19 protein-coding genes are annotated in these 23363 nt (G+C 42.6%); 16 read left to right on the forward strand and 3 right to left on the reverse strand.

What is annotated here, in order from left to right; genetic code table 11:
- Nucleotides 1–185: 185 nt before the first annotated feature.
- The 3 genes from cysD (at nucleotide 186) to DUT71_RS03420 (ending at nucleotide 2931) form a co-directional block, all read left to right on the forward strand.
- Nucleotides 186–1091, forward strand: a complete 906-nt coding sequence (cysD, locus tag DUT71_RS03410; RefSeq protein WP_113661598.1) for a sulfate adenylyltransferase subunit CysD — start codon at nucleotides 186–188, stop codon at nucleotides 1089–1091.
- 87 nt (nucleotides 1092–1178) lie between these two features.
- Complete coding sequence (locus DUT71_RS03415; RefSeq protein ID WP_113661142.1) at nucleotides 1179–2429, forward strand: sulfate adenylyltransferase subunit 1; 1251 nt, start codon at nucleotides 1179–1181, stop codon at nucleotides 2427–2429.
- Nucleotides 2430–2718: 289 nt separating this feature from the next.
- A complete protein-coding gene (locus tag DUT71_RS03420) occupies nucleotides 2719–2931 on the forward strand; it encodes a hypothetical protein (RefSeq protein ID WP_113661143.1) in 213 nt (70 codons plus the stop codon).
- 66 nt (nucleotides 2932–2997) lie between these two features.
- On the opposite strand, the gene DUT71_RS03425 is transcribed toward DUT71_RS03420, so the two are convergent.
- From DUT71_RS03425 to DUT71_RS03435, 3 genes are all read right to left on the reverse strand, one after another.
- The gene (locus tag DUT71_RS03425) at nucleotides 2998–3432 is read right to left on the reverse strand and encodes a DUF983 domain-containing protein (protein ID WP_113661144.1); all 435 of its coding nucleotides are present in this window, start codon (nucleotides 3430–3432) and stop codon (nucleotides 2998–3000) included.
- Complete coding sequence (locus DUT71_RS03430) at nucleotides 3432–4310, reverse strand: helix-turn-helix transcriptional regulator (protein ID WP_113661145.1); 879 nt, start codon at nucleotides 4308–4310, stop codon at nucleotides 3432–3434. Before DUT71_RS03430 ends, DUT71_RS03425 begins: the two co-directional genes overlap by 1 nt.
- Before the next feature lie 287 nt (nucleotides 4311–4597).
- Entirely contained in the window at nucleotides 4598–5239 is a 642-nt protein-coding gene (locus DUT71_RS03435; RefSeq protein ID WP_113661146.1) for a phosphatase PAP2 family protein, read from the reverse strand.
- A 256-nt stretch (nucleotides 5240–5495) separates the two neighbouring features.
- Here DUT71_RS03435 and DUT71_RS03440 point away from each other — a divergent pair, with 256 nt between their 5' ends.
- The 13 genes from DUT71_RS03440 to DUT71_RS03500 all read left to right on the forward strand — a co-directional run bounded on the left by DUT71_RS03440 (nucleotide 5496) and on the right by DUT71_RS03500 (nucleotide 23353).
- Nucleotides 5496–6302, forward strand: coding sequence for a HipA family kinase (locus DUT71_RS03440; RefSeq protein ID WP_113661147.1), 807 nt, complete (start codon nucleotides 5496–5498; stop codon nucleotides 6300–6302).
- Nucleotides 6280–6663: a DUF3037 domain-containing protein gene (locus DUT71_RS03445; protein WP_113661148.1), complete on the forward strand. Its 384-nt coding sequence runs from the start codon at nucleotides 6280–6282 to the stop codon at nucleotides 6661–6663. Before DUT71_RS03440 ends, DUT71_RS03445 begins: the two co-directional genes overlap by 23 nt.
- A gap of 408 nt (nucleotides 6664–7071) precedes the next feature.
- Nucleotides 7072–8643 (forward strand): sodium:solute symporter, encoded by a 1572-nt coding sequence (locus tag DUT71_RS03450; protein WP_113661599.1) that lies wholly within the window; start codon nucleotides 7072–7074, stop codon nucleotides 8641–8643.
- Nucleotides 8644–8685: 42 nt separating this feature from the next.
- Nucleotides 8686–9624 (forward strand): dihydrodipicolinate synthase family protein, encoded by a 939-nt coding sequence (locus DUT71_RS03455; RefSeq protein ID WP_113661149.1) that lies wholly within the window; start codon nucleotides 8686–8688, stop codon nucleotides 9622–9624.
- 77 nt (nucleotides 9625–9701) lie between these two features.
- On the forward strand, nucleotides 9702–11672 hold the full coding sequence (locus DUT71_RS03460) for an FG-GAP repeat domain-containing protein (protein WP_162795929.1): 1971 nt from the start codon (nucleotides 9702–9704) through the stop codon (nucleotides 11670–11672).
- Nucleotides 11673–12036: 364 nt separating this feature from the next.
- Nucleotides 12037–12714 carry a hypothetical protein gene (locus DUT71_RS03465; RefSeq protein ID WP_113661151.1) on the forward strand — a complete coding sequence of 226 codons (678 nt, stop codon included), beginning with the start codon at nucleotides 12037–12039 and terminating at the stop codon, nucleotides 12712–12714.
- Between the two features lie 29 nt (nucleotides 12715–12743).
- Nucleotides 12744–14537: a T9SS type A sorting domain-containing protein gene (locus DUT71_RS03470; protein WP_113661152.1), complete on the forward strand. Its 1794-nt coding sequence runs from the start codon at nucleotides 12744–12746 to the stop codon at nucleotides 14535–14537.
- 74 nt (nucleotides 14538–14611) lie between these two features.
- Nucleotides 14612–15805, forward strand: coding sequence for a T9SS type A sorting domain-containing protein (locus DUT71_RS03475; protein WP_113661153.1), 1194 nt, complete (start codon nucleotides 14612–14614; stop codon nucleotides 15803–15805).
- Nucleotides 15806–15894: 89 nt separating this feature from the next.
- Nucleotides 15895–19062: a SusC/RagA family TonB-linked outer membrane protein gene (locus DUT71_RS03480; protein ID WP_240186839.1), complete on the forward strand. Its 3168-nt coding sequence runs from the start codon at nucleotides 15895–15897 to the stop codon at nucleotides 19060–19062.
- A 7-nt stretch (nucleotides 19063–19069) separates the two neighbouring features.
- Entirely contained in the window at nucleotides 19070–20647 is a 1578-nt protein-coding gene (locus DUT71_RS03485) for a RagB/SusD family nutrient uptake outer membrane protein (protein ID WP_113661154.1), read from the forward strand.
- Between the two features lie 11 nt (nucleotides 20648–20658).
- A complete protein-coding gene (locus DUT71_RS03490) occupies nucleotides 20659–21573 on the forward strand; it encodes a DUF5017 domain-containing protein (RefSeq protein WP_113661155.1) in 915 nt (304 codons plus the stop codon).
- Nucleotides 21574–21579: 6 nt separating this feature from the next.
- Complete coding sequence (locus DUT71_RS03495) at nucleotides 21580–21930, forward strand: hypothetical protein (protein ID WP_113661156.1); 351 nt, start codon at nucleotides 21580–21582, stop codon at nucleotides 21928–21930.
- 1 nt (nucleotide 21931) lies between these two features.
- Complete coding sequence (locus DUT71_RS03500; protein ID WP_113661157.1) at nucleotides 21932–23353, forward strand: sialate O-acetylesterase; 1422 nt, start codon at nucleotides 21932–21934, stop codon at nucleotides 23351–23353.
- Nucleotides 23354–23363 lie beyond the last annotated feature (10 nt).

Genomic DNA, 23363 nt, shown 5'->3' on the forward strand with positions numbered 1-23363 from the left:
GGTGCCCGAAGGGCGGGGTGTTTGAGAGATATCAGCCCAACCCCAACAAAAATAAACCCGATAGTAGTGAAAAGTTTGTCAGGCTGAGCTTGTCGAAGGCCAAACTTGAAACGGATAGCGGGACTAAAGCAACCGAAGAGCAATTGACCTTGCTTTTCAAATTAAAAAAAGACATAACCAAAAAAATGAGTAGATATAATTTTGATTATTTGGATGAGCTTGAGGCAGAGGCTATCCATATCTTGAGAGAGGTAGCGGGGCAGTTTGAAAAACCTGCATTGCTGTTTTCGGGAGGTAAGGATTCCATTACTTTAGTTCGTTTGGCGGAGAAAGCTTTTAGGCCGGGGAAATTCCCGTTTCCATTGGTGCATATTGATACCGGCCACAACTTTGAGGAAACTATCGACTATCGCGACAAAATGGTGGCTCGTTTGGGCGAGCGACTGATTGTAGGTTCTGTACAACAGTCTATTGACGAAGGAAAAGTAGTGGAACAGAAAGGCAAAAATGCCAGTAGAAACGCTTTGCAAACGGTTACCCTGCTGGACACCATTGAGCAGCACCAGTTTGATGCCTGTATTGGCGGTGCCCGCCGGGACGAGGAAAAGGCCAGGGCTAAGGAACGTATTTTTTCGGTAAGGGATGAATTTGGACAGTGGGATCCCAAGCGCCAGCGCCCAGAGTTGTGGAACATTTATAATGGAAAAATCCACAAGGGCGAAAATGTGCGTGTGTTCCCCATCAGTAACTGGACAGAGCTTGATGTTTGGAATTATATCCGCAGAGAAAATATCGAACTGCCGAGCATTTATTTTGCCCATGATCGTGAGGTGATTACGCGTAACGGACAGTTGATGGCGGCTTCTCCGTTTGTGAATATGGACGAGGAAGATGTGGTAGAACGAAAGAAAGTGCGTTTCCGTACGGTGGGCGATATTTCTTGTACGGCAGCCATTGAATCGGAGGCTTTTTTGATTGATGACATTATTGCGGAAATCAGCCAGTCTAAAATCTCGGAACGTGGTGCCCGCATGGACGACAAGGTTTCGGAAGCGGCCATGGAAGACAGGAAAAAGGGGGGATATTTTTAGGGAGTATCTAGTAGCGAGTATCAAGTAGCAAGTACTTTGATATTCGTTTAATCTTGATACCCGATACTAATTACTTGATACTAAAAGATGAACATACTAAAATTTTTTACAGCGGGTAGTGTTGATGATGGCAAGAGCACTTTGATTGGCCGTTTGTTATATGATACCGATTCTATTTTAGCTGACCAGTTGGAGGCTATTCAGAATGCCAACAGAAAAAATGATGATGGTACGGTAGATTTGGCCATTTTAACGGATGGTTTGAGGGCAGAGCGTGAGCAGGGAATTACCATTGATGTGGCCTATAAATATTTCCAGACGGCCCAGCGCAAATTTATTATTGCCGATACGCCGGGCCATATCCAATATACCAGAAACATGGTTACGGGCGCATCTACGGCAAACTTGGCCATTATTTTGGTGGACGCCAGAAATGGTGTGGTTGAGCAAACCATTCGCCATTCTTATCTGGTGTCGCTGTTGGGCATTAAACATGTAGTGGTTGCCGTGAACAAAATGGATATGGTAGATTACAGCGAAACGGTATTTGATGCCATTGCCCAAAAATATAGAAGCTTGGCGCAGGAACTAAGGCTTGAGGATGTTACCTATATTCCTGTAAGTGCGCTAAAAGGCGATAACATCGTACACAAATCTGAAAGAATGGCTTGGTACAACGGAGATAGCCTATTGCATTTCCTGGAGAAGGTAGACACCCATGTACAGGAAAAATCGGAAAAAGCCAGATTGCCGGTACAGTGGGTAATTAGGCCCCAAACGGATGAACTGCATGACTACAGAGGATACGCCGGCCGGGTGGTAAGCGGTACTTTCAGGGTGAACGACAAGATTACCGTATTGCCATCTGGTGCAAGTTCTACCATCAGTAAAATTGAGTTTTTTGATAAGGAGTTGGCCGAGGCCTCTTCTGGCCAATCTGTAACCATACATTTGGCTACCGATGTGGATATTAGCCGCGGCGACACGATTGTAAATTCATCGGCTTTGCCGCAAGAAAGCAAGCTGATTGAAGCTGATTTGTGTTGGATGGACACCAAAGCTTTGGATACCTCAATCACTTATTTGCTCCAGCATAATAGCAAAGTAACTAAGGTTAAAATAGCTGATGTGGTGTACAAAGTGGATATCAATACGCTGGAAAAACACGCCGCAGATGAATTTAAGTTAAATGATATTGGCAGGGTAGTACTTAAAACTGCCGATGCACTGGCTTTGGACCTTTATCAGGAGAATAAGGCGAACGGTTCGGCAATATTAATTGACAGTCGTACCAATTTAACGGTTGGCGCTACCATGTTTAGGGCTTTGGCCGATTAGTTTTTTATATATATTAGTTTAAAGGTTGTCTTTTTTAGGCAACCTTTTTGGTTTAAACGGGATTTTAACCGTTAAGAAGTTAAGCGAAGGATGTTTGTTTAGCGGCCTTTGAGGGGGCAGGGGAACTTATCTTTGCAATTTTTCCTCCCGCTTAATTCTCCTCCAAGGGGAGACATGGGCAGTGCTATGATCTGAAAAAAGCGCAGAAATTTAAAAAATAAAAAAAACGTAAAACAATTTTGGCATTCAGGTGTTTACTGGGTATTGGTACACTAAAATCTTGAAGGAAATGGCCGAGAATTCTTTTCTGCACGGAGCTACTAACGAAAATACCCGTTCAGGTAAAACATCAAACGAGAGAAATTACACCTCAACAGCAGTAAAGGATTACGTGAACCAGCGTAGGGAAAAAGCTGCAAAACAAACAAAAGACGAAAAAAACAGGGTTTCGAATACAAAATTTTCGGAACACCAATGGGAAAACCCCAAGAAATATAATTAGGCCGTTTTACCACGGCCCTAAAAAAGGATTCCTACTCTATGGGAATCCTTTTTTTTATGGGCAAATCTATTGATCCGCTTCATTTTTGGGCGCACTGCGATCTGGTTCATAATGTAAACCAGGAGATAGCCAATATAACAGCACCATTCTCGAGTAGCGATAGTTAAAAGGCGAAAACAGCAAGGTAGTTACAAATAGCACTGCAATAAAGTACCAAAGGTTTTCGTATTCCAGCGCCAGGCCAAAAATATAGGCTGCTACTCCGGCGGTTACCATTTCGGCCACATTCATGGCGTAGCTCACAAACATAGCCACATAAAAGTAACCTGGCTCACGTTCAAACTTTAAGCCGCAATGTGGGCAATGTTCATTCATCTTCTGGATTTTCAAACTGTAGGTATTTCCCGTAAAAGTGTTTCCAACCCTACATCTGGGACATTTTGCATGGCTAAATGCGTACCATTGAGAAATATAGTAAGGGTGGTTTTTGATCTCTTCCATTATGGTATAGTTATAAATTGTTTTCTAAATTTATCGGGGGTAGTGCCTTCGTATTTCTTAAAGAACTTCACAAAATAAGATTGGTCTTCGAAATGGAGTTTATCTGCGATTTCCGAAACCCTGAGGTCTAAGTTAATCAACAGGCGCTTGGCTTCTAATAAAATCCTATCCCTAATTAATTTGCCTGCCGATGTCGCCAGGAAATCATTACAAAGTGCATTTAAATGGTTTGGAGTAATGTAAAGCAACTCTGCATATTGTTTGGGCAAACGTAATTTGGTAAAGTTTTGCTCAATAAGCTGCTGGAAATTTTTGAGAATGGTATGGTTATAGGGATTGAGCTCCTGATGATTGGTGGCGTAGTTAGTTCGGGCTACCTCAATAAAAATCCTAAGCAGCAAAACCCTCACCAGATCGTCGTTAATGGGCTTTGGGGTGTCACCCTCTTTAAGGATATCCTCAAAAATTAGGGTAATTTTTTTGCTCGTAGGTTCATCCAGCCACAACACCTGTTCTTCGGGCCTGCCGCTAAAGAAATTGAACTTGTCCAAATATTCTTGTTTAAGCAGCAAAGAACTGAAATAAGTCGTGGAAAAATTGATTAGATAGCCATCCGGTTCGCTCTCAAAATCCCAGCTGTGTACCTGTCCAGGTATCATGAAATAAATCATGTTGGCATCAACATCAAACACTTTAAAATCTATCTGTTGTTTGCCACTGCCCTTGGTGAAAAATACCAAGTGGTAAAAGCTGTGCCGGTGAGCAGTATGCAAGTGCTGGTGCTGTTTTGCATAGTGCCCAAACCTGCTCACTAAAATTCCATCGTTTTTATACGCTGAAAAATTTTGAATATCGTAAACAGGAATACTGGATTTCATGTAACAAAGTTATACAATTCACTTGGCCTGGCCATGGTGTTTTATGGTTTAAATATGGTTCTTTTTACTTATTGTGATGCTTTTTTTGCTTATTTATGGCTAATTTTATGGGTTTAAATACTTTTTTGGGCATGTTTACATCAAGCTGGCCAAAGGGTGGATGAATATTTTTTTGAAAAAAAAGTGAATGTTTTTTTGGTTTATTGGAATCCTGCCGTATATTTGTCCTCGAGAGCGTTAATTTAGATGATGGGGGTAGGACTTCGGTTCTATCTCCATTTCTTTTTTCAGGCCTTTTTGTAGTGATAATTCAGGTGCAAAAGGTACAGGCCCCCAATTAAAAATCCACCCAAAATATCTGTAAACCAATGCGCTCCCAAGTAAATTCTTGATAAGGGACCCATAACTATCATCAGATAGGAAAATGCGCTTATTCCAGTTCGTAAATAGCCGGGGATAGTGGTTAACCTGTGCATCAGCAATATCAAAAAACCAAAAAACACTACGTAGGAAAGTGTATGGCCGCTGGGGAAACTATGGTTATGGTAACTTTCTACAATGGTTACATATTCGTTGCTAGGCCTTGGCCTATTAAACAAACGTTTTAGTATAAAGGTAAGCAAGCCCGTAAACGAAATAGCGATGGTGAACCATGCTTCACGCCTAAATTTAAATACGAAAAAGAGCATTGCCGTAACAGCCATACAGCAAAAAGCTATGGCTACGTTGCCAAAAGCACTGATAATGATCATTACCTGGTCCAGAACAGGCTGATGAAATTGTTGGATCCATGTTGAAATAGCCAAATCAAAGCCATTAATGGGGTATTGTCCCACAAAAAAAGCCAATACAGCAAAGCTGATGATCAATAAAATACTGTAAAATAAACGAGGAGAGTTGTTCATGGCAAAACCTTGGTTAAACTGCAATTTCGGTAAAATTTAGCTTTTTATGATGTCGTAATTCTTTTTCTTGTGGGTAAGTGTTTTTTGCGGGTGTTTAGGTTTGCCGCAGAGGTTTTTGGAGTTTCCGCAAAGTATCGCAAAGCATAATTTTTGATCATTTCCAATGATGGATATTACCGATAAGACGACCAAACGAATACCCGGCAGGTCATGCGGCCTTAACAGGCGGTGATATTAAAATTTTTCGGTTACATGATCTTTAGATACCTTTGAACCAAGTATGACAAATACAACAGAAAACAAAGGATTGGAATTGAGAACCGTTAACGTAATCCGTTACGTAACGCCGTTAAGGGAAGGCGGTTCAATGCCCGCAATAGCCGAAGCCGATGACGGGTTTTTATATGTGCTCAAATTTAGGGGCGCCGGGCAGGGGCACAAAGCTTTAATTTCCGAAATTATAGGCGGTGAAATTGCCCGTGCCTTAGGACTTAAAATGCCCGAATTGGTTTTTGCCAATTTAGATGAAGCCTTTGGGCGCACCGAGCCCGATGAGGAGATACAGGATCTTTTGAAAGCAAGTGTAGGTTTAAACCTGGCACTACATTATTTATCAGGAGCAATTACCTATGATCCTACCATTACCAAAATAGATCCGGTTTTGGCCTCCAAAATAGTATGGATGGATTGCCTATTGACTAATATGGACAGAACCGCCCGCAATACCAATATGCTGTATTGGCATAAGGAACTTTGGTTGATAGACCATGGCGCATCGCTATATTTCCACCACTCGTGGCAAAATTGGGAAGAGCAGGCCAAACGTCCATTTGTGTTGGTGAAGGACCATGTACTGTTGCCGCAGGCTACTGAAATTGAATCTGTTGATACCGCGTTGAAAGCGATTTTAACACCACAGTTGATTGCCGACATTTTAGCGCTAATTCCCGATGAATGGTTGGATGAGCGCCTCTTTGGAACTGCAGAGGCCCAACGTAATGCCTATGCCCATTTTTTAAATACCCGAATTGAAAATTCTTCAGTTTTTGTAAAAGAAGCCGAAAATGCAAGACAGACACTTATTTGAGTATGCCGTGATTCGGGTTGTGCCTAGGGTAGAACGTGAAGAATTTATCAACGTTGGAATTATTCTGTATTGCGCCAAGTTGAAATATCTAAAAGCTGTATTTCATGTGGAACCTCTAAAATTGAAGGCGTTAAATTGTGAATTGGAAACCTGTGTTATTGAAGATAACCTAAAAGCTATCGCAAATATTGGTGCTGGAGGGAAGGCCGCCGGCCCCATCGGACTATTGGATCTGGCCAGCCGTTTCAGGTGGCTAACCGCAACCAGAAGCACAGTGGTACAATGTTCTAAAGTACATCCAGGCTTTTGCATCGATCCCGAAATTACATTAAAGGAGTTAATGGACAAATTGGTACTTTAATAGCCGCTCTAGTTGAACCAACTATTATAAATAAAAGCCATTCCCAACGGGATGGCTTTTTTTGCGTAAAGAAAAACGGCAGCCCATCCAAGCTGCCGTTTTTTCAACCAAATATAAATTGTATGAACATTGAGGCAAATATAATAAAGTCTACTAAATTAGTAGTATTTATTTATTATTTTTTTTGATCATGTTACAGATGGGGGATAAGCCCTGTAAGAACCGTAGGTATTTTAAGATGATAGCTTGCTTTTTGCCCAAATACTATAATTTTTCAATTATGATGGCAATATCGTACATAAGGTTGTGAAGATTTTATAAATAAGCTAGCACGAAATGGTTTAAGTTTGCTTTCGCTTGACAGGTAGTTGGGCACAGTTAATAAACCTAACCAAATATAAAACATTCATGAAGAACCTTCCTATTTTAGATATATCTATCATCTTGCTCTATTTGCTGGCAATGGTATTGGTAGGTATATATTTTGCACGAAAAAACAAAAGCGCCGAACAGTTTACCAAGGCTTCGGGCAAAATACCTGGATGGGCAATAGGTTTATCTATTTACGCAACGTTTTTGAGTAGTAATACTTTTTTGGGAGTTCCCGGAAAAGCTTTTGGAGGCAATTGGAATGCTTTCGTATTCAGTATATCCATGCCTTTGGCAGCTTGGGTAGCCTCCAAGTACTTTGTCCCTTTTTACCGTAGTGTAGGAGGTATATCTGCATATTCCCACTTAGAACACAGATTTGGGCCTTGGGCCAGAACCTACGCCGTAATTTGCTTTCTGTTAACACAGTTGGCACGTATGGGATCTATCTTTTTCGGTATCGCGTTAAGCCTACAGGCGTTAACGGGCTACAGTATGTCAACTGTAATGGTTGTGATGGGGATTAGCATCATTATCTATACCGTAATGGGAGGTATGGAAGCCGTGATCTGGACTGAAGTGGTGCAAGGGATCATCAAAACCTTGGGCGCATTGCTCATCATTTACCTTATTGTGGCCGATATGCCTGGAGGGATTTCCAAAATCATTGATATTGGCACCGCCGATCATAAGTTTAGCTTGGGCAGCTTTTCGCCAAACCTCACTGAATCCACCTTCTGGGTAGTGTTGTTCTACGGTTTCTTTATCAATCTCAACAACTTCGGGATGGATCAAAACTATGTGCAGCGTTACCATACGGCCAGTACCGAAAAAGAAGCTACCAAATCAGTTTGGTTATGCGTTTGGCTGTACGTGCCCGCCTCGCTGTTGTTCTTTATCATAGGAGTTTGCTTGTATGCATATTATCAGGTGCATCCAGAATTTACCGAAGTAATCAAAAGCCAAGTGGCCGCAGAGCGTTTGCCAACATCGGCAACACCGGCTCAAATTAGCGAAATGGCAGCCTCTTTAAAGCCAGCAGATTATGGCGATAAGGTAATGCCGCATTTTATGGTAAACAAAATTCCGGTGGGTTTGGTAGGACTGATCGTATCGGCCATCCTTTCGGCAGCCATGAGCACCATCAGCTCGGGAATGAACGCCTCGGCAACGGTGTTCACCGTTGATGTATTTAAAAGATATTTCAAGCCAGATTTAACAGATAAACAAAACCTGCGCACCTTGCACGTTACCACAGTAATTTTTGGCTTAATGGGCATGGGCACTGGCTTGGCCATGATAGGGGTTAAAAGCTTGTTGGACATTTGGTGGGAGCTATCCGGAATATTCGCCGGTGGTATGTTGGGCTTGTTCCTTTTGGGCATGATCAGCAAAAAAGCCAAAAATACTGAAGCTTTTACGGCTACTTTAATCGGTATTGCCGTAATCCTTTGGATGACTTTCTCCAGCTTCATTCCCGAGAAATATGAATTTTTGAGAAGTCCATTCCACAAAAACATGATCATCGTAGTGGGTACCCTCACCATTTTCTTGGCAGGGGTTATCATCACCAAATTAAAAGGAAACAAACAGGCTGCCTCGGAAGCATAGCATTTGATCGATTTTGAATTAAGAAGATTTTAAGAAGATAACATGAACACAAAAAAAGGATTTATCCCAGTAATGCTTACGCCGTTTAAAGACAATGGTGCGGTAGATTTTGATGGATTGACCAAGTTGACCGAACTTTATCTGGAAGCTGGCGCCGCTGGACTATTTGCCAATTGCCTATCTAGCGAGATGTTTGAGCTTTCTGAAGATGAGCGAATTGCCACCGTAAAACACGTAGTGAAATTGGCCGAAGGGAAAGTGCCGGTGGTAGCTACGGGAACTTTTGGAGGTGAGATTGCCAAACAGGCTGATTTTGTAAAACGAATTTATGATACCAAGGTGGATGCCGTGATCGGTATTACCGGATTATTGGCCGAAGAAAATGACAGTGATGAGGTGTTTGAAGCCAATGTACATCGCTTATTGCAGCAAACGGAAAATATACCCCTGGGTTTTTACGAGTGCCCGGTACCTTATAAAAGAGTAATTACGCCAAAGCAACTTGGAGATTTGGTAGCTACCGGTAGGGTAACCTATCATAAAGACACCTGTTTGGATATTAAACAAATAAGGGAAAAGCTTGCGTTAACCAAAGACGCTCCAAATTTTGGGCTGTATGATGCCTACATGGTACATGCGGTAGAGTCTTTAAAAGCCGGCTCGGCAGGTTTATCCTGCATACAGGGCAATTATTTCCCTGAATTGTTGGTTTGGCTTTGCAATCATTACAACAGTGCTGGCCTGCAAAATGAGGTGGCATTGGTACAGCAGTTTTTTATTGACCAAATGGATGTCATGCACGACGTATATCCAACGGTTGCAAAATATTATCTCCAAAAAAGAGGATTGCAGATTTCAACTTTTACCCGCAGAACTGGCATTGGCGAGTTTAATGCGGAAGTGAAAGCTAAAGTTGACCAACTCTTTGAAGATTATGCCAGCTTAAGGGAGCGAGTAAACCTCGAAAGCGTATTGGCATAAAAGTAAATGGTCTGTAATGGATTATTATTTTTGGTTTGGGCTCCTGCTAATAGTAGGAGCTTTTTTATGAAACAATCATGATGAAAACAAAATTGGTGTTGGGCATAGCTTTAAGCTTATCCCTAAATTTTGCGCAAGCACAACAGGCAAGCCCGGCCCTAATCAGCGGACAGCCTATAAAAAATGGCAATTCAAGTGGCTACGGGCGGCTTTCGCTACCATTTTACAATGGCCATAATATGGGATTTGCCGCAGTAAAAAATAAGCAGCCAAAAGACCTGTTCCTGCAGGGTACCGATGGCCATGGCAGGGGCACCTATTTGTATGTTTACAAGGGATTATCGCCAGAAGGCATACCAATTTTTGCCGAACCAGTAAAAATTACCGTGCCTTTTGAAGATAAGGGCGATAACAGGGGACTCATTGTTCAGGATAAAAGTGGAAAAATTTACGGCGTATGGGCATTTGGACAAACCCTCCGCTATGCTGAATTTAACAAAAGCAACCTCAGCTTTGCGGAATTAAAGCGCATCAATATCAAAGGACAGCCCAGAGGCTATGCTAATTTTGGGATTGTACCGCTAAAGGATGGCAGGTTACAGTTCCTGTTTTCGGTTGGACAAGAGGGCGTGTTTAGCAACGGAAAGGATTTTCCCAAAATGATTACCTACAATGCCGAAGGCTTTTGGCCCTACGAGCTCCGTAAAATGGGGGTGTTTGGTGGCATAGCCGATGGCTTGGAAACCCAAACCGTTCATATCAAGCAATTAACAGAACTTGACCAAGCCTTATTTACCATTGATGGTTTTGTGAAATTTACCATGGCCAATAATAGTTACGTACTTTCGGGAACCCGTTTGGGCAATGTGTTATTTTACAAGCTGGATGAAAGCGCAGGGACACTCTCTAAACGTAAACATGCCGTTAATCAGGATGGGGTGCTGTTGCGCAATCCGGGGGTACATTCTTCGCCAGCCTATTTTTTTGATGGTGAGCAAAGCCAAGGTTTAATTACAGTAGGTGAGGGCGGCGTGTATTATTATAAAAACACCAATAAGATAGACAGGAACGGTAACTTGGTGATGCAAGAACCTGTGCATGTACTTCAGCAAAATCCAAAAGTGTACGGTGGCTCCTTGGTGCAGCCGTCGGTAGCTGATTGGGATGGAGATGGTAAGTTAGATATCATTGCAGGCAATTCTATGGGATTTTTGTTCTTCTATAAAAATACGGGAAGCAACCAGCACCCTATTTACGGCGATCCACAGCCCTTAGTGGCCGATGGCAAGGTAATCCATGTGCAACCAGGCTATCGCGAGGATATCCAAGGACCGGGTGAAGCCAGATGGGGCTATACCTCGCCAAATGTTATTGATTGGGATGGCGACGGTTTATTGGATATTTTAACTGGCGACAGCCGTGGCAAGTTTATGGTTTACCTTAATATTGGCACTAAAACCGCTCCGAAACTGGACCGCGAGCATACGCTGTATCTTGATGGCATGGATATGTACGGCACTTGGCGTACCCGGCCAGGTGCTGCAAAACTAGGCGGCAGAATGGCTTACATCACCTTGGATAAGGATGACGAGTTTCACCTTTATTGGCAGTTGGACAAATACAACTTGGAAGATGGCGGCAAGCTAAAAATGGGCGATAAAAATATTAGAGGAAATAAACTTGGCGGTGGTACCGTAGGTCGTGCAAAGTTTGAAATTGTAGATTGGGATGGCGATGGCGTGAAAGACCTGTTGGTAGGTACTTACGGCAAACAATCTATTCCCGACACCCTGAACGGACTTCCAGTTAACATGAAACCTAAACGAGGATCAACCATTCTTTTCCTGAAAAATAGCGGTACCGAGGTAAAACCCAATTACGAATTTCCAAAAGTGTTGAAGTTTAAGGGACAGAATATTTCGTTGGGCGGGCATGAGATAGGTGGCTGTGTGGCGGCTATTGGCCCGGGCAGCAACCCCATGAATTTGGTAGTTGGTATAGAAACGGGTGTATTTATGTTTTACGATAAGAAAGACTTGAGCTGGTGAGGCCTTCATTTAAGAACTCGTTATTTTCGGCACCTTAGGCACCGAGGAACATTTTAGTTTTCTGCAAGTGCTTAGATAAACGAAGGTGCCTTGGCCGTTTGATGCATTTTAGCGTTTTATATATTTAAGAACATCTATTGGCCAAATCCGTCATTTCGAGAAATGAGAAATCCCATGGTTACCATTAATATGATGGACAACCTATGGCTGATATTGAAGAGTCTTATCTCCCAAATGTGCCCAGTAAAAAGCAGATAGATTCTCAAATGATAATATCCTACAAACATTAGCGAATAATAGATAAAATAACAGTATTGCAGTTCGGTAACTTTAAATAACTGAATATATACCCTCTGTACACTGTATGAAAAAGAAAACCTCTTTGTTGGCCGCATGCCATTATTCTTTTTTGGTCAAGAATTTTTTTTTGCTGACCATCTTGTTATTTACCGGAACTTTAGTTCAAGCGCAAATCTTAGCATGGCAATTTGCCCTTCCTGAACCTACAAAAGGCGTGGAAACCAGTATAGGAGCCACTACCGTTCACGAATTTTTGGAAACCTCCTTGCTTACCAGAGGCAAAGGGGTATTGCCTAAACAAGGCAATAGCCGAGGTTTTAGCGGTAATTTTGGGGTTGACGAAAGCTTTGAGGAAGCTCAAAAATCAAACTCCTACTTTCAATTTGAGGTAAAGCCCAAAAAAGGATATCAGTTTTCTTTAACCAGTTTAAAAGCTACCTTGAGAAGGCAAGAGCAATCGGCACATATCTACCAGTGGACTTACAGCCTCGATGGCAAAAACTTTATCAAAATAGCAGAAAGTGCCAACGTTACCTCTATCCACAATAACGGAGCCGTACAGGCGCCTATTGACCTCTCTCAAATCAAAGCGCTTCAACAGGTAAATAAACCAATTATCCTACGTCTATACGCTTGGGGCGGTTTAACCAATCAAGGAAAAGCCATTGCTTTTGGCTTCGGAAAATCAGATGCTAAAGGTAGCAATGCCTTAACACTGGAAGGTACAGTTAATAAGAGATAAAATAAACCAAACAAACTAAATAAAAGCGTATGAAGAAACTTTTACTAATTACAGGTTTAACCCTTATCAGCGTTTTCGCTCGTGGACAAATACTTGCGTGGGATTTTTTCAGCAACACCTCTACCGCAACTTCTTACAATTCAACCTATAATAACCCTGATGTGGATGCCTCCGTTTTAACCAGGGGAAGTGGCGCAGGAGCTGGCGGAGGATATTCTTACGGTTTCTCTATTCGATTTGTAGAAGGTGCCAATAGTTACGAAAATGCAAAAGCTAACAATGCTTATGTAGAATTTAAGGTAAAGAGTGCCTCCGCATACCTATCATTAGAGGGCATTGATGTGAAGCTAAGATCGCATTCATTAGGGGCCACAAAATATCGCTGGGCGTATAAAAGACCCGAGGATGCCGATTTCGTTCCTCTGGGTACCGCCGATGGAAATTTTCCGGCTTATGATTCTGCAAATGACACCGGCATACCGCAACCTACCTTAGAATTAAGTTCTGTAAGTGCTTTACAGGGAATACCCGCAAATACAGAAGTAATATTCAGGTTGTATGGATGGGGAGGAGTAGGCACAACCGGTAATAATACTTCCGCTATTGGTAAGTCATCTTCTGCTCAAGGATCTATTTCTTTGATGCTGAGAGGTGTCTCAACTTCGTCGCCTATCAGCTTGTCTACCGATAAACAGATCGTTTCATGGCAGTGGGCTGCTTTAGGGGCATCCACGACCAATCCCATTGCTGATCCGGTTTCCGCCACCAACTACGATGCAAACTTAAGTTCCTATACCTTGTCCAGAGGAGCGGGATTAACAGCAGCGGCATACCAAAGAGCCTTCGCTTCTACTTTGGCGGCAACTTCAACCAGTTTGGCAGATGCCGAAGCTGCAAATGAATATTATCAAATCACGTTAAGTTCTAATTCCGGATATTATAAAACTTTATCTTCTTTACTTTATAGAATAAGAAGAACAGCTGCGGGACCCACGTCATATCAATGGAAATATAGTATTGATGGGGAACCTGAAGTGAATATCGGGACCAGTGGAACTTTTCCTGCACCTGCGGCGGGGTCTGATGGTGTAGATATGTATTTGGATTTACAAGGAATTAATGCTTTGAAGAATATACCGTCTAACAAAAACATCACCTTGAAAATTTATATATGGGGCAATGCCTCTACTGCGGCCGCTTTTGGTTTTGGCCGATTTACCCACAACACCACAGATTTTAGCAGCTTATACCTCAGAGGTATCGTTAGCGCAACGCTACCCATAACTTTAACCTCGTTTAAGGCAACTAAACAAACCAATTCGGTACGTTTAAATTGGTACACCTCTGCTGAAAACGGCAATAGCCACTTTGAAGTATTAAGGGCCGGTGATGATCAAAAATTTTTGAGCATTGGCAAAGTCAATGGAAGCGGTACAACCAGCACGGCTAAAGGGTATGCGTTAACAGATTATAAGCCATTATTAGGAGGAAATTATTACAAACTTGTACAAACAGATATCAATGGCGATTTTAAAGAAGTAGGTGATGTACAACATGTACAATTTAATTTTTCAAAAACCTCTTTAACAGTGTTGCAACAAGAAGATCAGTCAACGGTTAAAGCTTTACTGACTATTGACAAGGCAGATCAAGCAAATGTTTTGGTGTACAATGTTTCGGGCAATGCGCTTTATCAGGGTCAAGTTGCCTTTAATAGCGGTGTTAATGAAATTTTACTCCCAATTCATTTAAACAGGGGGATGTATATCTTGAAAGTTAAAACACAATCAGGAGCAATATGGCAAACAAAATTTGTGAGATAAAAATGTTTTTGATGCTTATGCTGTAAGCCTTTTTGTCATTTTAGAACTAAATAAACCAATATAAACCAAACTATATGAAAAAGATTAACATTGCCTTCATGATGCTGGCTTTGCTAACGGTTAATACCTTAAAAGCCCAGGTTATTGCAGGTTGGAATTTAAAAGCCTACAGTACCGGCAATAATTCCATCCCAGGAAGCCTTAACGCGACCACTCAGGACGCCAATATCGAAACACCTGTTTTATCAAGAGGCAGTGGGCTAACGCCAAGTTATTTCAACTATGCTTATTTTTCTGATGTCACTTCAACAAGCGCTACAGGAAATACCGCTATCAATGCTGTTAGTAATGGCGATTACTATCTCGTTACCCTAAAAGCGGCAACAGGTACAATGAACATCACGAAAATTAACTACCAATTATATCGATCGGCAAATGGACCAAACACTTTCAGATGGGCCTATAGTATTAATGGTGGCGCCTATGTGAATGTAGGTACCGCTGATGTAACCTATACAGGTACAGAAAACCTGGGATTGGTACAAAGTACCATTGATTTATCCGGTATAACCGAGTTGCAAAACATTCCTGCAACCTCAACAGTAACTTTCAGACTGTTAGGATGGGGAGCAGCCACGGGTACCAGAAGATTTGGACTGGGCAGAAACGCCTCTGCATCTGATAATACGTTAATTCTTGCTTTCGAGGGATCTTTATCCGCAACACTTCCTGTGGAACTTACCTCTTTTACCGCAAAACCACAAAGCAATACCGTGCAATTGAATTGGCAAACCGCCTCTGAACAGCGCAATTCACATTTCGAAATCCTGCGTTCAGCAAATGGGGCTAGTTTTGAGGTGATTGGAACAAAGCAAGGACACGGCACCACCCAAAGTAAACAAAACTACAGTTTTATGGATAAACAGCCCATAAACGGAACCAGCTATTATGCCCTGAAACAGTATAACGAAGATGGGGGAAGTAAACTTTATGATGCCATCTCTGTAAAAACTACCTTAACTTCTGAATGGTTCAGCGTGGCACCAAGTACAGCTGGTATTTCTCTTCGTGTAGATGCCGGTTTAAGCGAAAAGGCCAATATTTCCATTATGGATGTCAGCGGAAACAAAATTACCGAAAGACAACTGCTGTTAAATAAGGGTGTTAACCAATTAGAGATCGAGAATGTCATGCTGGCCAAGGGCAAGTTATATTTGGTCAACCTCAAATCGGCAAGTATCAACCAAACCGCTAAAATTATCAAATAGAAAAAAAGAAGAGCATTGATTTATATTTCATCTTTTAGGGATGAGTAGGGGATCTATGTGCCTAAAAAAACAAATTTATCCTTAAAAATATGCAGCGAAAATTAGCACCAGTGTTTTTTTTGTTTCTGTTGTTGAGCTGTTTTTTTACTTCGGTAAGAGCGCAGCAAACCTTAAAAGCAATTAGCCTTAAAGTTATAGATGCCGACCGAAACGACCCTTTGGCCGGTGTAGTTGTTGGCGCTGTTTTAGATAAAAAGAAATCAACCTTAACTAACGAAGAGGGCTTTTTCTCCATCACACTGTCTGAAACAGACACCTTAGTGATTTCTCACATTGGTTATCAGCGCCAGCGTATTGCCGTGAAGAAAATCAGTGGAAATACCATCGCCTTAAAACCAATGGCCACCCAATTGGAGGATGTGATCATTATCGGTTACGGAACAGCAAAAAGAGATGAAATAGCGGGCTCGGTAGCCAAGGTTGATATCGAAGAAATGAAAAAAGCACCCGTAACTTCTTTTGAACAGGCACTGCAAGGGCGGGTAGCAGGACTACAAATCTCAGCCAACGACGGGCAGCCCGGCGACGAAATGAACGTCGTGATCAGAGGCGGTAATTCGCTCACGCAAAGCAATGCACCCTTGTATGTGATTGATGGCTTTCCAATAGAAGATCCCTCTTTAAGTTCCCTCAGCCCCGATGATATTGCTTCTATCACCATTTTGAAAGATGCCGCCTCAACTGCAGTTTACGGTGCCAGGGGAGCAAATGGTGTAATTGTAATTGAAACCAAAAGAGGGCAAGAGGGAAAACCCGCATTCACTTATCAGCTTAACTATGGCGTGCAACATACGGATAAGCGAATGGATTTGATGAATCCTTATGAATTTGTGAAATACCAGTTGGAATTTAATCCAACCCGGGCAAATAGTACCTACCTAATTAACGGCCGCACTTTGGACAGTTACAAAGATATCGAAGGGATAAACTGGCAGGAGGCGGTATTTAGAACCGGAGCTTACCAGCAACATAATATCAGTGTAACAGGAGGTACCAAGCAGTCTAAGTACATGATCTCGGCTGCCATACTTGATCAGCAGGGAATGATCATCAATACTGGATTTAAGCGCTATCAAGGTCGTTTGGCCTTAGACCAAAGCTTTTCCAAACGAGTTACTTTTAGGCTGCGGGCCGATTATAGTAGTCAGGATGCTTATGGACAACGGGTAGCGGCATCCAATGCTGATAGTAACGGGGCGCAAGCAACCAGTTACTTGCTTTTTGGCACTTGGGGATATAGGCCTGTAACGGGAAATGTTGATGAAAATTTGGAAGATGACCTCCTGGATCCTACCATTCAGCTCTCTACAGACTCGAGAATCAATCCGGTAATGTCGGCCAGTAACGAATACAACAGTAACAAAATCCAGAACCTCAATGCCAATGCTTTTGTCAATTTCAACATTATGGATGGACTAGATTTTAAAATTTCTGGCGGCATCAGCAACAGAAACTCCAGGGTTGATGAATTTTACAACAGTAGCACTTCAAGGGGCAATATCAATATCTACGGTAACTCAGCAAGGGGAGTAAACGGCGCAATTGACTTTCCGTCAAGATTTAGCTGGACCAATGAAAATACCCTGAACTACACTAAACAATTTAACAAGGTACATCGTATCAATTCAGTGATAGGTTTTACCATGCAGGAAGTAAAAAGCTCGTCCTATGGCTTTGCTACCCGCCGCATAGCCGATGAAAGCTTGGGCATGCCCAGCCTGGCTTTGGGTACACCTTATCAGGTTGGAGCCATGGAGTCAAGAAATACCTTGCTTTCAGCACTGGGAAGGATCAACTACAACTATAAATCCAAATATACCATCGAATTTAGCATGCGTGCAGATGGCTCCTCTAAATTTAGGCCAGAGAACCGTTGGGGCTATTTCCCGGCAGCAAGTTTGGCATGGTTGGCAAGCCGCGAAAAATTCATTAAAAATATCAAGGCCATTAGCAATGCCAAGTTTAGGATAAGCTATGGCCTTTCTGGAAATAACCGCGTGGGCGATTTCTCTTATCTGTCAACCATTGGCTATCCTATGGCAAATGCTTATTCTTTCCAAAATCAAACCCCACAGTTGGGCAGTTGGTTAAGTAATTTGGGTAACCCACAATTAACTTGGGAAACTACCGCCCAGCTGGATTTGGGAACGGATATTTCTTTGTTAAAAGACCGAATTAACTTTACCATAGACTATTACAACAAAGAAACCAAGGATTTACTGCTAAACGCTGATATCCCTACCACTACGGGCTATTCGAGAGTGTTCAGAAACATTGGGAAAGTACAAAACAAAGGTTGGGAGTTTACCTTATCTACCATTAATATCAAAAATGCGAACTTTTCGTGGTCTAGTAATTTCAACATCTCCTTTAATAAAAATAAAGTATTGGAACTGGCAGATAACCAGGAAGTTTTCCTGAGCCGTGTATCATGGACCAGCACTTTTAATGCTACACCTTTGTATCTCACTAAGGTAGGCCAGCCCGTTTCGCAGTTTTATGGTTATGCCTTTGATGGCGTGTATCAATATGCTGATTTTGATCAGATGGCCGATGGCAGTTACAAACTAAAATCGGGAATTACCGACAATGGTAACGATAGAGAAAGTATCCAGCCTGGCGACGTTAGATACAAAGATATGAACGGAGACAGGGTCATCAACGATCAAGATATGGTCGTTATCGGTAGAACTTTACCTAAGCATACCGGCGGTTTTTCCAACGTATTCCAATATAAATCATTTACCCTTAGTGCTTTATTGCAATGGAGCTATGGTAACCACATCTTTAACGCCAATAGGGTGGTTTTTGAGGGCAATGAAATTAATCGAAATAATGTGAACCAATTTGCGGTTTACCAAAACAGATGGACCCCAACTAACCCGAGCAATACCATGTTTAGGGCAGGTGGATCAGGACCATTGGGAGCCTATTCTTCGCGTACGATTGAAGATGGTTCCTACCTGCGGTTAAAAACAGTGGCCTTGGCCTATCTCATTCCGGCAAAATGGTCAGCAAAAATCGGATTGAGCAAGTTGCAGGTCACCGCATCTGCACAAAACCTGGCCACTTGGACCAAGTATTCGGGGATGGACCCCGAGGTTTCGGTACGCAATACCATACTTACCCCAGGTTTCGATTACTCTGCCTACCCATTACCAAAAACAATTGTATTTGGGCTACAAGCATCATTTTAAGAGTTTTATGAAAAGAAAATATCAAATCATTATCGCATGCTTAACTGTTGGTTTCATCAGTTCATGCTCAAAGTTTTTGGATGTTAAACCTAAGGACTCCATACTGCCCGACGAGTATTTTGAAACTGAAATACAGTTGAACAAAGCCCTGATAGGCGTTTACGATGTGCTGGGCAGCTCGGCACTTTACGGCAACTACATGCACGGCCGTATGGGCTTAGATGCCGATGAAGGTTTTCAACGAAGCTCAACCTTGGTTACCGGTCCCATCACTTATGATGTAGAAGCGGCCGACTTAACAGTCCAGAACTTTTGGGCTGCTTTGTACGATGGCATTAACCGGGCCAATTTCCTGCTTGAAAATATCCACCGCCCTAAAATGGACGAAACCAAGAGAAACGAAATCAAGGGACAGGTGCTTTTTCTGAGAGGTTATTATTATTTCCTTTTGGTGGCCAACTTTGGCGATGTACCCCTAATTACTACGGCAACCAAATCCATAGGCAATACGCAAATTGCCCGCACACCTTCCAAACAGGTTTATGAGCAAATTGAAAAAGACATGCTTGCCGCCGAACCGCTGGTAAAAAGTGCTACCGAAGTGGGATTTGGCGGCAAAATCAACAAATCAGCGGTATGGGGCATATTGGCAAAAGTTTACTTGTACTGGGCGGGCTATCCGCTACGGGACCAAACCAAGTATGAAGAAGCCAGAAAATGGTCGTTAAAGGTAATTACCTCTGGAGAGCACACGCTAAATCCATCGTATCAGCAAATTTTTATCAATTATGCCCAGGATAAATACGATATCAAGGAAAGTATCTGGGAGGTAGAATTTTGGGGCAATGATGCCGAAGCTTATGTCGAGTCGGGCAGGGTAGGTAGTGTATTGGGAATTGCCAATTCCACGGATGATCCGGTAGTAGGCAGGGTGTTGGGGTACATCAACGCTACCGCTACATTGTACAGGAGGTATGAAGACACCGATTTACGCCGCGATTGGGCCATTGGACCTTTCCGGTACAGTGGCACCCCACCGGCAAAAATCAACTACAGTGCCACACAGATTTATCAGCGCAACGCCGGTAAATGGCGACGCGAATATGAAGTGGTTTCCCCAAAATCCATTATCTCAACTCCGCAAAACTATCCATTGCTACGTTACAGTGATGTATTGCTCATGTATGCCGAAGCAGAAACCGAAGTAAGCGGAACCCCAATTGCCGCGGCCTATAATGCCATTAACCAGGTGCGTAGGCGGGCTTATGGAAAAGAAATCAATACGCCCAATGCCACCGTTGATTTTTCGGGAATGGGAAAAGCCAGTTTTTTAGGCGCCCTGCAAGATGAAAGAAGTCGCGAGCTCGCTTTTGAATCCATTCGCAAAGGCGATTTGGTAAGATGGGGCCTATTGGTAAACAAAATGAAAACGGTGGAAGCTGATTTTGGAAAGGACATAGTGCCTGACAACCTCAAACATGGTGCTAAAACTTTCAAAAGCGCATCAGCCAGAGATGTGGTTTTCCCAATCCCAGCCTATGAAATGTCCTTAAACAGATTATTAATTCAAAATTACGGGTGGTAAAATTTAAGGTAATGAAAAACAACATGATATATGCAGCTTTGCTGGGCTTCTGTTTGGCTTCCTGCGATAAAGAAAAAACACTTAGCGAACCCGTTTTTGAGGTAAAGGCCAATGCCAGTACATACAAGGTAGGCGATAGGGTACAATTTAACTTAACCGGTAATCCGGATATCGTAAGCTTTTATTCGGGAGAAGTAGGTAACGACTACAATTATGTGCAAGGCAGGGTAATGCCCGCTACAAGTGCCCTTTCGTTCACTACCCGTGTGCTTGCCGCCGGGCAAACCAATCAGTTCGAGGTATTGGCCTCTTCTGATTTTAATGGGATTTACACCTTGGAAAATGTACAGGCCGCCACATGGGTTCCATTAAACAGTAGGATAAATTTGGCAACAGCAAATACAGAGGTTAACGCTGGTACAGTAAGTGTAAATGATGCCTTAAGCAAGGGAAAGGCCATTTACATAGGCTTCAGATATAAAACCAAGGCCAAAGAAAATGCAGGTAACCTGCTGGGCGCCCGTTGGCGGGTAACCAATTTTTCGTTCCTCATTTCATCGGCCATTTCTTCCGAAGAAAAGGCACTTAGCGGTAGCGCCGGATGGAACGTGGTTACCAGCAGCAACTACGAAGCTAACAGGGTGCGTATTACCAGTGCTTATTTAGAATTTATGGGAAACGCTACCAATACATCGGTAGATACCGAAGGCTGGATCATTACTTACCCTATCCTGTTTGATGGGTTTATCACTTATTTACCAGACAAGTCTAAACCAATTAAGAGTATTGGTAGTCAAAGCGTGCAAAACTATACCCATATTTACCAGCAAGCTGGAACTTACAAAGCAACTTTTATAGCTGCAAATGCCAATACAGAAGGTTCAAAACAAATTAAAAGAGAAATTACCCTAAACATTATTCCCTAAACCACAATGAAAAAACTTTTTTTAAGCATTGCTTGCACGTTACTGCTCCACCTTGGGTTACAAGCACAAGAAACACCGCATAAATACAGTTCGTTTCCCTTTAATACGCAAAGCCTAAAGGAAATTGGGTGCAGTGCCGAACAAATCAAAAAAATCGCAGAAATTAGAAAAACGGTGATGGACGAGCGTAAAAAGGTAAACGACGATGCCGCCATGACTGATCGTGACAAAAAACTGGAGCAGCGCAAGCTTATCGACAAAAGTAAGTTGCAAATGATGGAAGTACTTACGGATGAACAAAAGCAAAAGGTAGAAGAATTTAACAAAAAGGCCAAAGAAGAAAAATCATCGTGTTAAAATGAAGAAAATATGGATCGCCCTATCATTAACATGGTGGTTGGGTAGTGCGCAGGCAAAAGTAATATTGCCTTATGTATTTAGTAACGGAATGGTACTGCAACAGCAAAGTAATGCCGCCATTTGGGGTAAAGCCACTCCTGGAGCAGCGGTAAATGTGGTCACTTCGTGGAATAAAAAAGTGTATAAAGTGAAAGCCAATGCCGATAGCACCTGGAAAGTGAAAGTAGAAACCCCCCAAGCAGGTGGACCCTACCAAATTGACATCAATGATGGTGATTTGGTGAGTATTAAAGAAGTGCTGATTGGTGAGGTTTGGTTCATTTCTGGGCAGTCCAACATGGAGATGGCATTGCGTGGCATGGGTGAAAGCCAACCTATTCTTGGGGGACCAGAAGCAATTGCCAATGCCAATAACAACCAGATTAGGTTTTTTAGGAGCCAACATAAAGTTTGGGGAGCACCAACCGATAATTTGAGAGGCAGGTGGCAAGCCGCCAGTCCTGCAAGTGCACCGCTATTCAGTGCGTTAGGTTATTTTTTTGCCCTTAAACTTCAAAAGCAGCTAAACATCCCTGTGGGAATACTGCAAGTGGCCTATGGAGGTACACCCATAGAAGCCTGGATGAGCAGAGAAAGCTTGGCTCCATTTAGTGCCGAAGTAAAAATACCGCAGGAAAAAAATCAAGTGATCGCAAATAAAGGAACACCAACCAGTTTGTTCAATGGAATGATTAACCCGATGATCGGTTTTACGGTAAAAGGAATGTTGTGGTATCAGGGCGAACATAACAGACGCTTTCCAGCGCTTTATGCCAAACTTTTTCCGGCCATGGTGGCTGACTGGCGCAAACGCTGGGACAACGGCGAGTTCCCTTTTTATTACGTGCAAATTGCCCCTTATGGTTCGCCGGAAAGTTACGTGCCCTACATCCCGTTTTTAAGGGAGTCTCAGCTCAATAGCTTAGCCGTTATACCCAATTCAGGGATGGTGGTAAATGTGGATTTAGGCGTAGCGCATTTTAACCATCCACCATTTAAGGAAAAACTGGCCGATAGGATGTTGGCCATGGTGCTTCATAAAAGCTATGGATTTAAGCACCTGCCTTACCAGGGGCCAGTTTATAAGGCCTTGAGCGTGCAGGGAAATACCGCCATATTGAGCTTTAACCACGCTGAAAAGGGATTAAAGTTCAGCGAGCAGAACATGGCCAATTTTGAAGTGGCCGGCGCTGATAAGAAGTTCTATCCAGCATCAACGCTTAGCATCAAAGGTAGTAGCATCGAAGTTAGCGCAACGGAAGTAAGCAAGCCTGTGGCAGTGCGTTATGCCTTTAAAGGCTGGGTGGTAGGCAATTTATACAATGCTGAGGGGTTTCCCGCTTCATCCTTCCGAACCGACAATTGGGAAATCCCCAAGTAGCTTTTTCCTT

The sequence above is a fragment of the Pedobacter nanyangensis genome, assembly GCF_003313505.1.
Classification (GTDB): domain Bacteria; phylum Bacteroidota; class Bacteroidia; order Sphingobacteriales; family Sphingobacteriaceae; genus Pedobacter; species Pedobacter nanyangensis.

Excerpts from the sequence above, each read along its gene's own strand:
- cysD (WP_113661598.1), top strand. The coding sequence starts at position 186 with ATGAGTAGATATAATTTTGATTATTTGGATGAGCTTGAGGCAGAGGCT.
- DUT71_RS03415 (WP_113661142.1), top strand. The coding sequence starts at position 1,179 with ATGAACATACTAAAATTTTTTACAGCGGGTAGTGTTGATGATGGCAAG.
- DUT71_RS03420 (WP_113661143.1), top strand. The coding sequence starts at position 2,719 with ATGGCCGAGAATTCTTTTCTGCACGGAGCTACTAACGAAAATACCCGT.
- DUT71_RS03425 (WP_113661144.1), bottom strand. The coding sequence starts at position 3,432 with ATGGAAGAGATCAAAAACCACCCTTACTATATTTCTCAATGGTACGCA.
- DUT71_RS03430 (WP_113661145.1), bottom strand. The coding sequence starts at position 4,310 with ATGAAATCCAGTATTCCTGTTTACGATATTCAAAATTTTTCAGCGTAT.
- DUT71_RS03440 (WP_113661147.1), top strand. The coding sequence starts at position 5,496 with ATGACAAATACAACAGAAAACAAAGGATTGGAATTGAGAACCGTTAAC.
- DUT71_RS03445 (WP_113661148.1), top strand. The coding sequence starts at position 6,280 with ATGCAAGACAGACACTTATTTGAGTATGCCGTGATTCGGGTTGTGCCT.
- DUT71_RS03450 (WP_113661599.1), top strand. The coding sequence starts at position 7,072 with ATGAAGAACCTTCCTATTTTAGATATATCTATCATCTTGCTCTATTTG.
- DUT71_RS03455 (WP_113661149.1), top strand. The coding sequence starts at position 8,686 with ATGAACACAAAAAAAGGATTTATCCCAGTAATGCTTACGCCGTTTAAA.
- DUT71_RS03460 (WP_162795929.1), top strand. The coding sequence starts at position 9,702 with ATGATGAAAACAAAATTGGTGTTGGGCATAGCTTTAAGCTTATCCCTA.
- DUT71_RS03465 (WP_113661151.1), top strand. The coding sequence starts at position 12,037 with ATGAAAAAGAAAACCTCTTTGTTGGCCGCATGCCATTATTCTTTTTTG.
- DUT71_RS03470 (WP_113661152.1), top strand. The coding sequence starts at position 12,744 with ATGAAGAAACTTTTACTAATTACAGGTTTAACCCTTATCAGCGTTTTC.
- DUT71_RS03475 (WP_113661153.1), top strand. The coding sequence starts at position 14,612 with ATGAAAAAGATTAACATTGCCTTCATGATGCTGGCTTTGCTAACGGTT.
- DUT71_RS03480 (WP_240186839.1), top strand. The coding sequence starts at position 15,895 with ATGCAGCGAAAATTAGCACCAGTGTTTTTTTTGTTTCTGTTGTTGAGC.
- DUT71_RS03485 (WP_113661154.1), top strand. The coding sequence starts at position 19,070 with ATGAAAAGAAAATATCAAATCATTATCGCATGCTTAACTGTTGGTTTC.
- DUT71_RS03490 (WP_113661155.1), top strand. The coding sequence starts at position 20,659 with ATGAAAAACAACATGATATATGCAGCTTTGCTGGGCTTCTGTTTGGCT.
- DUT71_RS03495 (WP_113661156.1), top strand. The coding sequence starts at position 21,580 with ATGAAAAAACTTTTTTTAAGCATTGCTTGCACGTTACTGCTCCACCTT.
- DUT71_RS03500 (WP_113661157.1), top strand. The coding sequence starts at position 21,932 with ATGAAGAAAATATGGATCGCCCTATCATTAACATGGTGGTTGGGTAGT.